We start from the raw sequence: 12643 nt of genomic DNA on the forward strand, positions 1-12643 counted from the left end.
AAAAAATACTACTTTCTAAACCCGTGTAAAAAGCCTGCATCATAAAGTTTTGAAAAATGTTCTTTGTTGTCCTCTCCGGGGAGAACAAGGAAAACGGTTTGGCGGTTCAGATTATGTTCTGCAACCACGTCGCAAAGTTCGCCGATGGTTGAACGGATAATCTTTTGCTCAGCCCATCCAACGCGGTAGGCTATGACAACCACTACGTCATCCTCAAGTCCTCCGGCGCGTAGTTCTTCAACAAGGCGCTCCGGGTGGGCAGCTGAAAGGTACACAGCCATTGCACAGCGGTGCTTTGCCATATCGCGTAGCTTTTCTGTTTCAGGTACTGGAGTTCGCCCTTCAAGTCTTGTGATTATTACGGATTGTGATTGTTCTGGCACAGTGAGAGGGGCAGCGGAGGCAGCGGCTGCCGCAAAGCTTGCTGTAACACCGGGGATAGTGCCGTAGCCGATTTGCTCTTTATCCAGCAAGTGCATCTGTTCTCGTATGGCACCGTAAAGGCTTGGGTCGCCAGTATGAACACGCGCAACCGTACCGCCGTTGCGGACAGTCTCAACGATTGCTGCATGTGTTTCTTCGAGATTCATAGGAGCAGAGTCCATAACGGTTGCTGACTCTTTTGCACCTTCAATGATGACAGGGGGAACAAGCGAACCTGCGTAGAGTACGAGATCTGCTTCTGCAATCATGCGGGCACCTTTTACTGTTATGAGCTCAGGGTCACCGGGGCCTGCACCGATGAACCATACAGGTGCGGTGTTCCATTCAGGACGTGTGGTTGTCATATCTATTCCGTATCGTTTTATTTTTCAGTGTGGTTGCCTGATGCAGGCTTGTGTGCGCTGATTATAAAAATGGGGTTCATACTGTCCAGCCGGACATCTCCTGCCAAAGGATGTGACGTAGCGGACTGAATGAGTGTCACCGCATATTCCCATCCAAGAGCCTTGAAGTGATTTTTGGCAATCTCAAGGCTTGAGAGTAAGGTACAGTTGGCAACAATAATTCCGTTTTGTCGAAGCCTGTCGCAAAGCGGTTCAAGTAGTGTGCTGTCTGAACCAAGTCCGCCACCGATAAAAATTCTGTCGGGTGTCGGGAGGTCGTCGAGGTTCTTTTGCGCGTCGCCATGTCGCACGTCAACATTGACTGCCCCGAATCGGGCACGGTTTTGACGAATCAAATCTATCCGTTCGCTCTTACGCTCAATTGCATACACCGCTCCTTTTGAAAGAAGATGTGCAGCTTCGATGCTGACAGAACCACTTCCTGCACCGATGTCCCACATAGTATGCTGTGGCTTCAGTTCAAGGAGACCAATGGACACTGAGCGTACTGGGCGCTTTGTGATTAAGTTTCGTTCCGTAGTAAGTTCTGTGTCAGGAATACCTATGCGCAGGGCATGCGGAGGCTGTCCGATGCGTTCAAGAAACACTGCATTCAGCTTGGAAAAACTGCGGTTGCTTGCTTCTTCAAGAGAGCAGGTTGAAACGACTTCGTTTTCGGTTCCCATATCTTCAAAAATGCTCATGCGGAACCAGCTTACGCCTCTATCTAGAAGCTTTTGGGCGATAACAGCAGGTATGTTGATGTTGTCTGTGAGCACCGTAATGTAGTCATATTGCATCACAGACGTATATAAAGGGACGTAGTTATTACGCCCGTGCAACGATACCATATGCATGTGCTGCCACGACACTTTGGCTTTGCTGGCAATTGCCTGCACTGTAGCGGTGTTCGGGTGGATAATAACGTTTTCAGATCCAAATTCTTTGATAATTCTGTCACCTATACCAAAAAAGAGCGGGTCGCCATCTGCAATGACTACTACTTTTTTACGTGCATGGTAGCTGGATGCCATAGCTTCGAAGACGCTGCTCAACGGGGCAGTGATAGCGATGGATTCTGTGTCGGGGGTAGCGTATGCCGCAAGCTGTCGTTTGCCGCCTACCAGTACGTCGGCATCTGTAATGAGTTGTTTGTGAGCTTCAGGGAGTATATCCGGGTCAATTCCAAGACCGACAATATGAATAGCCATACTATCTCCAGCAGGTTTCAGGTCGCAATAGGTGTGCATTAAACAATGGTAAGAAGTGAGCCGTCAAAATCGAAAAGATACACTGTTATCTTTACATTGTTTTTTGCCCAATGCTGTGCTTTGTCTCGTGCGATGGTGGCTACGTGATGCAATGCAGCATCTTTTTTGGGGTCGTTACTGATAATATCAAGAACTTGTCGTGCGGTGTTCGCATTAATTATTTCTGGTAACAGAGTTTTGTTGATACCAGCTTCTTGGCACCATGCAGCAAGAGTCACGAAATCTATAGGGGCTGTTTTAGCGTGGGTATACGCATGGCCTTGTGCCAGCTTGACGAGTTTTCCGAAAAAACATGACCACGCTGCACACTTGAATCCTTTTTCTGCCGCAGATTCTAAAGAGAACTGGGCAAAGTCTGCTGCTTGTACAAAGGCAAGCTCTTTCCAGTCTGGCAGTGCTTCCATGAGGAGTCGTTCGCTCCGCCTGCCTGTGGAAAAGCCGATGCACTCAGCACCCGCTGCAAGGGCTACATCCATACCTTGCAGCACGGTCGCTTTCCATGAACTGTGGCTGTATGGCTTCACAGTCCCACGGGTTCCTAAAATGGAAATACCACCAAGAATCCCAAGTCTGGAGTTCATAGTATGCTTAGCCTGCTCTTCGCCTTTGGGAACAACAATGCGTACCTTGACTCCTCCGGCATATCCAGCTGCTGCACATGCTTCGCGAACTGCTGCCTTAATTTGCTCTTGCGGTTCGGGGTTGATTGCAGGGTTGCCTGCTGGCACAGGAAGTCCGGGAAGCGTTACCTTGCCAACTCCTTTTCCGCCTTCAAGAATGATTTCAGTACGATCTGGTAGAAGCGATACGTGGGCTTCAATGTGTAAGCCGTGTGTTGCATCAGGGTCGTCGCCGCCATCTTTTATAACACTGCCAACAGCTCCATATTCAGTAAGAATAACGGAGTGGACAGGAATAATTTTTCGATTGTTAGGCTCATCTGTAGCTCCGTTTTCAGGTAAAAACGGAGGGAGAGCTATTTCTAGTGATGTTACCGTTTGTTGCATAAGCAGCAAACGGAGTGCTGCACCAGCTGCCGCCGATGCTGATGAACCAGTGGTGTAACCTTCGCGTAGTCTCTTTTCAGCCATCTACGATGTATACTGCTGAGAGCGTTATATTGCAAAAAGTAGTTTGCTCTCATTATGAATGATTGGTGAATCTATAGATAAAGCTGATACGAAGCTTGTATTGTGATGGGTATTATCGATTTGATAAAAAAAATGAGGGTGATAATTTATACGGTATGAATGCGCTTAATAACCTGATTCCATGCTTTTTTCAAAAAACTGCCGTTATTGTTTGTGTACGAATTATCCTTGGGGGATTGTTTGTATATGCCGGAGCAGGAAAGCTTTGGGATATTCGAGGGTTTGCGCTTATCATCGAAGAATTCGGTTTAGTTCCGCTTGCGTTACTGCCGTATGTTGCGGTGGGGCTACCTGTCCTAGAAATTGTGGCAGGTATCGGTCTCATTTTTAATGTACGTGGGAGTCTTCTGGCAATTACTGCCATGACGATAGCGTTTCTGGGCGTGCTTGGATACGCTATTTATGAGGGCTTAGCGATTGCGGACTGCGGGTGCTTTGCTGCTGGTGAAGTACCAGCTGGATATGATGATGGCAGTGCTTTGAAGGAAGCATTCATTCGTGATGTAGGATTGTTACTGGCTTGTTGTTTTCTTTTTGTGACATCCAAGCAAAAGAAACAGACAACGATTGTTTCGTAACGCTTTTGTATAAAACAGTTTTGTGAACTGGAGTGTGTTGTGCGTAAAATTTTTGTTATTAGCATGTTGCTGGTAGGTGTTGTAATGCTGAGCGGCTTTATGGGCATCGGCGAATCTGAAGTAGAACTTGAAGGCAAAGCTATTAAGCTGGCAAAAGAAGTTCAGCGTGGTGATTATAAAGTAATTTCTACACAGGAACTGCATGACGCACTGGGTAAAAACGATATTCTCGTAATTGATACCATGCCGTACGAAGCATCTTACAAAAAGAATCATATCCCTGGTGCAAAACAAATTTTATTCCCAATTCCAGATATGGAAACATGGGATACTAAAGAAACTGCTGGTAAAACTCAGGCAGACTTTGAAGCACTCCTCGGTGCAGACAAAGACCGCATGCTCGTTTTCTACTGTGGTTTTGTTAAGTGTACCCGTTCTCACAATGGTGCTGCTTGGGCACGTAAATTAGGTTACACTAATGTATATCGTCATCCAGGTGGTATTAAAGCATGGAAAGAAGCTGGTTACCCTGTAGATGAAATTAAATAAGTATTCAGAAGCATCACCTGTTGATGCTGAATTATCGCCTGAAGCTGAAGCCGTTGTTGAGCGGCTGAAGCTTCAGGCGGAAAATTTATTCGAAACCCGCGCATTGTTGTGTGCAGAAGCGGTGATGGTTACTTTGAATGAGGCGTTTGACGGTTCTCTTTCAGAGGAAGAAGCCATTAACCTTGGCTCCACGTTTTGTATGGGAGTCGGAACTGCCGGATGCATGTGCGGTGCACTTGCGGGTGGGTTGGCATCAGTAGGCATGTTTACGGGAAAAGGGCGTCTAGCTGACAGCAATGCCCACGCCCGTGATTGTGGTAAAAATCTGCACGATGCGTTTGTCCGTAATCATAAGACCACCTGTTGTCGTAGTCTTACTCGTCATGTAAAAAATGATTCTGCTAAGCATTTTGCTCAGTGTACAATGCTCACAGGTAACGCTACGGAGCTTGCTGCCCGTATTATTATTGCAGAACGGCAGGACACACATATTACGCCTCGTAAGGCACTGGCTAAAGGTCATGTGCTGGCTATGCGAGCTGGAAATGTACTCCGTAATGTTTGCAAAAGTGTCTGGCGGTTAGCTCACAGGTAGTTATTACGTTTGGACAGTTCGATTTGTAAGATGTGTTTCGATGTGTTGGAACGCAAAAAAGCCGTATGCTTAGCATGCGGCTTTTTTGCGTCATAGGGTCTTTCAGGTCGTAGAATAAAAAATGGCGAACCGACAAGGTGTGGGCATGTCGGTTCGCCGATCGAGAGATTCTTTATATATGTTGCAGGCATATAGTAAATGCAGAGGAGAAGACCACTGCTCCCTCGGTGGTTCAATCTGCCATACACGGGCTAGTTGATGACAGACTGAGTGGCAATGAGTGCACCCGAAGGTGCGCAGAGTGAAATTTGTGTGTTCGGTCTATGTGGTTTTTCTAGTTTGTACACTCAATCAACTTCAGAAGCAAGCCCCAAGACTCCTGATTCTACGCTGAAAAATGTGTCTAAAAATAACAAGTGATTAATAACAATATGTTATTGAATTTAGAGGTTGCGCGATTACGTTGCTTTTTTGCTGTGGCTCGTCTTTTTTCTATAGAGGCGCTTTCTAAATTAAACTTACTCCATACTTGCATGGGCAACTTTCGATTGTGGCTGCTTCCACTAAGCAATTTTTCTCCCAATGACTAAGACGGTCAGTGATAATTCTAAGGAAAATTTTCGCTGCTTCAGGGTCTTTATCAAGTTGTGATAACGCTTTTGGTCGTGGAAGAATTAAGCACATTGCCGGTTCGAGAGCTTCAACGGAGAATAAACGCTCTGTGTCAGCAAGTAGTGCAAGTGTGCCGAACACGCGACCTTCTGTGATTGTGCCATGCGCAATAGATTTATCTACATATGTGTAGGTGATTGAAAGTGAGCCTTGAACCAGCAGGTAGGCTTTATTATCGTAATCACCTTGATGGAATACAAAGTCTCCTGCCTGATAGTTCATCCGTTTGACAAGCAGGGCATAAGTGCGAAGCCGTTCAATGGGGATTTTGGCAAAAATTTCGGCTTTTAAGAGTAGATCAAGGTTCTGATCGTATTCACAGCAGGGTGGGGCTTTTGTGGTATCCATATATTCTCCCGATTTTTTAGCATGGTGAGTGATGCCTTTTATGCACCGTGGATGAGTTCGTACAGAGCACCCTTTTGTTCCATAAGTTCTTCATACGTTCCTTGCTCAACGAGCTTTCCGCTTCGTAATACTGCAACTTTATCATACCCCGGCAAGGTATCGAGTCTATGCACAACTGAAAGTATTGTGGCTTTGCCTTTGAGCATTCGCTCCATAACATTTTGGATGCGTTGCTGGGATGCGTTGTCTAAAGCAGATGTTGCTTCATCAAAAATATAGATTGGAGGGCGTTTCAAGAAGGCGCGTGCAAGTGCGACCTTTTGGCGTTGTCCACCGGATAGGTCTTCACCCATGTTACCGACATTATGCTCCAGACCGATTTCGAGAACTGTCTCAAGAACTCCTTCAATAATAAGAAGCTGATTGATATGTTGCTGCACACGCTCTTCGGCTCCTGCGTTATCAAGCTTGATGTGACCGTATGCGATGTTATCCATAATGGAGAGTGTATGCACATAGCTCTCGCGGCAATACGCATTGAATGCCCCCGGCATATGTTCATCCATATATTTTTTGAAAGACTCACGAATTTCACTGATAGTTGCGTATAGAGCGTCTGGGATAGAAGCAATGGAGTGGCGGCTCGGAGTGAAATTTAAACTCAGGTATAAAAGAGCAAGTCGTGCTGATTCGTCGAGTAATTGCACCCCATCTTCGGGTGTATCTGCCTTGCTCAGTTGATCTACAATGCGGCTGTACGAAGCCAGCTCATTAGCAGGAACGGGGCTTCGCTGAAGAAGTTCTTGTTCGTCTGGTGAGTTGTGCGCCAGTTCAACTGTTCGAGTAGCAAGTGTGACACCGAGTAATTCTAGCGGGGGAAGTAACTTGTATTCGTTAAGGAAGGCTATGAACTGCTTTTGCTGGTGCAGGTTTTCCATAGAAATTTCTTCATCGCATGGAGCACCAAAAACTATATTCTCTGCGATAGAGGCGTATTGCAGATATTTTTCCGGATCAAAGAACTCAATATCATTATGTAACTGCACGCCGTGCCGTTGCTGGAATTGAGCACGGGCGCGGATGAGGCTTTCTATTAATTCCGGTGACTCATCTTTTTTAAGTGTCGTGCGTAATCCAAAACCAAGCACATCTACAAAAAGACCTACCTGTTGTGCTACTTCAATAATTCTATCGAGATCAGGCAATTCAGGATCTGTTTCACCTTGTTGACGAAGTAGAGCTTCACTGCTGTACACGAGGTTGTTGCGGATAGTGCCATCAAAAATAAATGGATGCTGGGCAACAATGCCCATGTTTTCCGCAATATCTTGCTTCGTCATTTGTGCAACTTCATGCCCATCAAGCTGCACACTGCCGCCTGTATATTTTAACATCTGACTGACTGCACTGGCGAGTGTAGATTTACCGCTACCGGAGAAGCCTACAAGTGCAAGGTGTTCGCCCGGGGTAATGTGCATGTTGATGTTATCAAGTAAGCGAATGTTTGAACCGATGGTGAACGAAAGGTCGTTGATAGCAATGTCACCGTTGAAGCGATAGACATCCCGACCTTCAGGAATGGAAGGAAATTCTGCCAGCAAATCGAAATAATCCATCACCTGCTTATAGCGGACAACACAATCCTGATAGAGCTGGTAGAACTCCATGAGTTCTTTCCACGGGTCGTAGAGCTTTTCATACGCGGAAAGAAATGCAACCAGTGCGCCTAATTGAAATTTTCCCTGAATTGCCAGATAGCCGCCGATCAAAAATAGAATAAATGGACCGAGAGACTGAAATAGATTGTTTGTGAACTTGATACCGAACTTAACAATTAAGAGCCGGTAGGTAATGTCATAGAGCCAATGAGCGGATTTTTTGAATTTGTTTTCCTCTAAAGAGTACGCACAGTTTCCTTGAATTTCGTGAATACCTGTCATGGATTCACTGATAATGCTGCTGGTGCGTCGCAAGCTGTTAGTTCGTTCGCGATTAAGTCTGTTGTACGCACGTTGTAAAATAGGAATAACTAGCATTTCGACAGGATAAATTGCGACAGAAAGAGCTGCCAGCAGCGGGTTGAGATATAGCATATATCCTGCGAACGCGAAAAAGGTGAGAATATTAACAAGCGGTGCGGAAATAGCCATGCCAGCAAATGTTGCCATGGGGAGCAACTCTGTCATGAGGGTGGAAACAACAAGCCCCGGTGAGGTTCTGCGGAAAAAGGGCATAGGTAGCGTTAAAATATGCTCATACAGGGCGTTTCGTAAGCGGTAGAGCGTTACTTCACCCACTTTTGCCTGAAGAATATTAATCGCATATTTTAAAATACCTGCCAGAAAGACCGCAGTGATGTAGATCATGCAGTAGTAGATGAGGGCATCAATCTTTTTTAGTTGAATAGCATCTGAAACGATGCGTTTTTGCATTTCGATTGGAACCAGTCGCATTCCGACCGTTATAATAATGATTGTAATCATAATTAATTGTAACGGTCTGTTTTTATATAGTACCCAAAAGTACATGGAACGTTTCGTAACCGGAGGAAGTTCTTTTGGCATGCTGGAGTATCCTTTGGTCTGTGAAAGGCACATTGCTCTGGCATCTATAACAATATTAAGAAGCAAGGTACGGTACTATGTGTAATGGCTCGAAAAAAATTAACCTTCTTTCATAGATTATCTCTGCGGTGGAAACTGTTCCTCACACTGTTTTTGTTCAGTGTGCTGCCTATTTGCGGCACTTTGGTCACTGTTGAACGACTTGAAACTGATATTAAAGAGTATCTATACGAAAGTACCCGCAATGACCTTGTGACAGAAGCAAGTCAGTCTATAGAAAAAATTGCGGTCAACTCTGCTTCTGACCTTGAAAACAGTGAACGCATGCGAAGTCTCATTGTTGAGGTTGTGGCGCTTGCGGCTCAATATTTTCTGAATATGCAGCCAGTAGATGGAGAAGACATTCTCTATTCAGATCAGATTGACCCTTCAATTCCGTATCCGGAAGATTTAGTCGTTGATCCGAAGCATGCCCCTACTCGTGAGCATATTGTCAAATATGGCACAGATATAGGGAAGTATATTTCTTATGGGAAGCTAGGCTTTTCTCTGCCGTGGAAAGAGCCGGAAAAGGCTGTTGCCATAAGGCAGGCAAAGCAACTGGTTCGGTTGGCTCCCCTTTTTAAGGCGTTGAAAAAATCATACGGAGATGTGCTGTATAATTTGTATATCGGTATGCAATCCGGTTTATTTCTTTATTATCCAGCACATGCCGGATTGCCCGAAAGCTACGATCCTCGCGAAAGGATATGGTATCGGTTGGCTCTTGAGGAAAAAGGCATAGTGTGGCGTGCCCCTTTGCGTGGAGCTTCAACTGGGCGGTTGCTTTTTACGGTGTCTGCACCGTTATTTAATGAAGCAAAAGAAATTGTTGGTGTTGTTGGCTTAGATATTCTGATGGAGCAAGGACTTACTGGTGGTAATGTTACCGCCGTATGGTCTAAGAATGCGCGGCTGATTCTTGCAGAGGAAGCTGATGACAAGGGAACTGGTAGTGCAGGGCTGCGTATGATTGCTCATACTTATACGCATAGAGAGAATCGAACGCGGTATAGCTGGGTGATGGGACGCGGTGATAAGCAATGGATAAAATTCGAAAATACGGAAGCCAAAGCAAAATTCATGAATGCTATAGCCTCCGGAACGTCCGGCACGTTGCGAATGCGGTGGGATGGGGAGGATAGTCTTGTCGCATGGGCACCATTTAAGCGGAACAGCTATTTCATTGCAATTGTACCGGAAAAAGATGTGATGCATCTTACCAATCAGATATTGGCGTATTTACATTGGGCAAGCTCCGCCCAGCAGCGCATTGTTGAAATTGCTGTTGTCGTTATCATATTCTTAACATTTCTTTTTGCCATGTATGCCAGCCAGACTATTTCTAAGCCGATGAATTTGATGATTGAGGCATTCAGAGAGTTGGCAAAGGGTAACTTTAGTGCGCGGGTTGATTTTAAAACTGGTGATGAGCGCGACACACTTGTGGACACCTTTAACACAATTGGTCCACAGCTAGAGCATTTGGTGGAGACGCAACAGGCGCTGGATGTTGCCCATGAAATTCAAGAAAATTTACTTCCTTCGACAGACCCTAAGTTACCGGGGTGGCAGATTTCCGGTGCTATTCGATATTGCGATCAAACAGGTGGCGACTACTACGACTACTATATGACTGCGTGTGAAGGCGTGCCGGTTCTTTCTGTGGTTGTCGGCGATGTCTCAGGGCACGGTGTTGCGTCTGCATTACTTATGACAACAGCTCGTGCGTTGCTGAGAGTGCACACAGAATGTACCCGCATTAGCGCAGCCAAAAGGATATCACAGGTAAATAATTTGCTGGTGCAGGATGTTCATGGCACCGGTCAGTTTATGACATTGTTTTATCTAGAAATTATAGGACATAGCAACAAGCTTTGCTGGGTTCGGGCAGGGCATGACCCCGCCATTGTGTATTCGCCTGAAGAGGACGAATTTACAGAGCTGCGGGGGAACGGTTTGCCACTAGGAGTTCTTTCACGTTTTGAATATGAGCAAAGTGAAATTGAACTTACACAGGAAGGCACGGTAATACTGCTGGGAACAGACGGAATATGGGAAGCACGTAAAGGTGGCAACGGGGAGTTATACGGTAAGGATCGGGTTCGCGAACTGATACGTGAACACGCTTCAGAATCTGCCGAAGACATACGGAACCGCCTTCTTGATGCTGTAGAGGCATGGCAAAAAAATGTTCCGAACGCGGATGATGTAACATTAGTTGTGTTGAAAAAGGATAAACATATACATACCGGTTGTAAGGACGTTGCCGTTTGTAATCTTGATTTCTTTATGAAGAAAGAGGGATAAATGAGTAGTGGGCGCTTGTGCTATAGATTGATACTTCGCTCGCGCGATGACTTTGTCAAACTGGTTTCTGCCATTGATGATATTGCGGGACAGCGTTCTATTGCGCCTTCTGTTGTATTTAAAATAACGCTGGCACTTGATGAGCTTATTGGAAATATTTTTGATTATGCATTCTCAGATGGGCAGAGATCGCAGGTTGATGTTGTGGTGTGCGTCTCCCGTGGTATATTCTTCGCTAAGATTATAGACAACGGTATGCCGTTTGATATTTCTAAAATTCAAGAGCCTGAACTTGATAAGCCGCTTGCGGAAAGAGAAAGACCGGTAGGGGGGATGGGAGTATTTCTTGTTCGTAAGCTTATGGATTCTTTTACGTACTATCGGCATGCTGGAAAAAATCACGTAATTATTTGTACTAAAGTTAATCCGGACAATCACTAGAAAGGAGCCTGATATGGCAATGAAAACCATTGAATTACCGAATTGTACGGTTCTCGCAATGAGTCACCGTCTGGATGGTTCCCATACAAAAGAGCTTGAAACCAAGGTGGAAGAATTAATCGGCGGTGGGTATTCCCGCTTGTTGTTCGACTTTGAAGAGCTGGATTATATTAACAGCGCAGGGCTGCGTATTCTCGTTATGGCGTATCAACAGCTTCAACCTAACGGTGGCAAAGTGGCGGTATGCTGTGCGCGAGATTATATTCAGGAAGTTTTTGAGATTTCCGGTTATGACCAATTGTTCGGTATGTACTCAAATCGAGACGATGCAGTAAGCGACTTTTAAAACACTGCGTGGCGTTATTCATTGTGGTGCAAAATTGAGCAATAAAGATGCGAATAACAATGTGTTGCAAGTGACGTCTGCGCCTCAATTGGTAGTCTCTTGGGGATAACATGCGACTACCCCGCAGTCTTTTTAAAAATAAAAAACGGTCAGTATTACCTGACCGTTTTTTCATGCTATTTTGAAATTTTTATTTCGACATCGCTACCCAGTGCATATCCTTTAAGAGATCCGAGCATACCTTCAATGGAACCTCGGATAATATTCTCTACAAATGGGTTCAGCCCTACTGGTGAGCCGTTAACCGTAATAGTTAAGCCGGAACTGTTGATAGATTTACACGCCTTCATGGTCGCTTTTCCAGCTACAATTTTTTGAGCAATAGCCTCACAGGTAGCTTCGCCACAAGCTCCACAGTCAAGTGCGGGAAGCAGAAATGCCTTTTCTTCAATACAGTCTACTAGTTCTTCAATGGTTGTTTCGTCGAAGTGGGGAACGCCATCGGCGGAGACAGTCCCATAGGAACCAATGGCAAGCCCCCTGTCCAGCGTTGCTTGCTCTTCAGTTTCGCGTAGCAAAATTACTCGGGGGAGCCAGCTTAGTGTCTTTCCTCCCTCTACCAGCAGATAATCCGCTTGCGCGAGTGGGAGTACATCTGGAAGCATTTTTTTAGCGCCCCAGTGGATGCCACATTCGCTTTCGCTAAGTCCGATAACAGTTCTGCCTTCTTTCGCAAATCGTCCGGTGTCAGTGTCCGGTTTAGTTAAGCCGGAATGGGTGAATTTTGCGATAGTTACCGTTTTACCGCGTGCTTCGAGTGCATCGGCAATTTTACGGGTGAGAGTTGTTTTACCGGACTTTTTGTAGCCAACAATGCTGACAGCTTTCATGGAGCACCTCGGTTCGTTGTGAAAAAATTCAGTTTCGGTCTGCGGTGGAGAAAATGCAAGAA

Annotated in this window: 12 protein-coding genes; 6 read left to right on the forward strand and 6 right to left on the reverse strand. The window is 45.5% G+C overall.

All coding sequences use genetic code 11. The annotated features are described in order from the left end of the window. Positions 1-8: 8 nt before the first annotated feature. The 3 genes from cobM to cbiD are packed head-to-tail and all read right to left on the reverse strand — an operon-like array spanning position 9 to position 3189. On the reverse strand, positions 9-788 hold the full coding sequence (cobM, locus tag N4A56_RS04275; RefSeq protein WP_295545254.1) for a precorrin-4 C(11)-methyltransferase: 780 nt from the start codon (positions 786-788) through the stop codon (positions 9-11). 17 nt (positions 789-805) lie between these two features. Next, a complete protein-coding gene (cbiE, locus tag N4A56_RS04280) occupies positions 806-2038 on the reverse strand; it encodes a precorrin-6y C5,15-methyltransferase (decarboxylating) subunit CbiE (RefSeq protein WP_295545256.1) in 1233 nt (410 codons plus the stop codon). A 38-nt stretch (positions 2039-2076) separates the two neighbouring features. Next, positions 2077-3189 (reverse strand): cobalt-precorrin-5B (C(1))-methyltransferase CbiD, encoded by a 1113-nt coding sequence (cbiD, locus tag N4A56_RS04285; protein ID WP_295545258.1) that lies wholly within the window; start codon positions 3187-3189, stop codon positions 2077-2079. Between the two features lie 155 nt (positions 3190-3344). Between cbiD and N4A56_RS04290 the strand changes: the two genes are divergently transcribed. Genes N4A56_RS04290 through N4A56_RS04300 form a run of 3 tightly spaced genes read left to right on the forward strand, consistent with a single transcriptional unit; the run spans position 3345 to position 4971 of the window. Further along, a complete protein-coding gene (locus N4A56_RS04290) occupies positions 3345-3827 on the forward strand; it encodes a MauE/DoxX family redox-associated membrane protein (protein ID WP_295545261.1) in 483 nt (160 codons plus the stop codon). Between the two features lie 39 nt (positions 3828-3866). After that, positions 3867-4376 (forward strand): rhodanese-like domain-containing protein, encoded by a 510-nt coding sequence (locus N4A56_RS04295; protein ID WP_295545272.1) that lies wholly within the window; start codon positions 3867-3869, stop codon positions 4374-4376. Beyond that, entirely contained in the window at positions 4363-4971 is a 609-nt protein-coding gene (locus tag N4A56_RS04300; protein ID WP_295545273.1) for a C-GCAxxG-C-C family (seleno)protein, read from the forward strand. Before N4A56_RS04295 ends, N4A56_RS04300 begins: the two co-directional genes overlap by 14 nt. A gap of 507 nt (positions 4972-5478) precedes the next feature. Here N4A56_RS04300 and N4A56_RS04305 read toward each other — a convergent pair. Further along, entirely contained in the window at positions 5479-5991 is a 513-nt protein-coding gene (locus tag N4A56_RS04305; RefSeq protein ID WP_293670369.1) for a cyclic nucleotide-binding domain-containing protein, read from the reverse strand. A 38-nt stretch (positions 5992-6029) separates the two neighbouring features. After that, entirely contained in the window at positions 6030-8555 is a 2526-nt protein-coding gene (locus tag N4A56_RS04310; RefSeq protein ID WP_295545274.1) for an ABC transporter ATP-binding protein/permease, read from the reverse strand. Positions 8556-8639: 84 nt separating this feature from the next. Here N4A56_RS04310 and N4A56_RS04315 point away from each other — a divergent pair, with 84 nt between their 5' ends. Genes N4A56_RS04315 through N4A56_RS04325 form a run of 3 tightly spaced genes read left to right on the forward strand, consistent with a single transcriptional unit; the run spans position 8640 to position 11691 of the window. Next, positions 8640-10904 (forward strand): SpoIIE family protein phosphatase, encoded by a 2265-nt coding sequence (locus N4A56_RS04315; RefSeq protein ID WP_293670372.1) that lies wholly within the window; start codon positions 8640-8642, stop codon positions 10902-10904. Next, positions 10905-11345 (forward strand): ATP-binding protein, encoded by a 441-nt coding sequence (locus N4A56_RS04320; protein WP_295545275.1) that lies wholly within the window; start codon positions 10905-10907, stop codon positions 11343-11345. Positions 11346-11358: 13 nt separating this feature from the next. After that, complete coding sequence (locus tag N4A56_RS04325) at positions 11359-11691, forward strand: STAS domain-containing protein (protein WP_293670376.1); 333 nt, start codon at positions 11359-11361, stop codon at positions 11689-11691. A 176-nt stretch (positions 11692-11867) separates the two neighbouring features. On the opposite strand, the gene N4A56_RS04330 is transcribed toward N4A56_RS04325, so the two are convergent. Further along, positions 11868-12581 carry a molybdopterin-guanine dinucleotide biosynthesis protein MobB gene (locus N4A56_RS04330; RefSeq protein WP_295545277.1) on the reverse strand — a complete coding sequence of 238 codons (714 nt, stop codon included), beginning with the start codon at positions 12579-12581 and terminating at the stop codon, positions 11868-11870. Positions 12582-12643 lie beyond the last annotated feature (62 nt).

It is taken from the genome of Halodesulfovibrio sp. (genome assembly GCF_025210605.1).
Lineage (GTDB): Bacteria > Desulfobacterota > Desulfovibrionia > Desulfovibrionales > Desulfovibrionaceae > Halodesulfovibrio.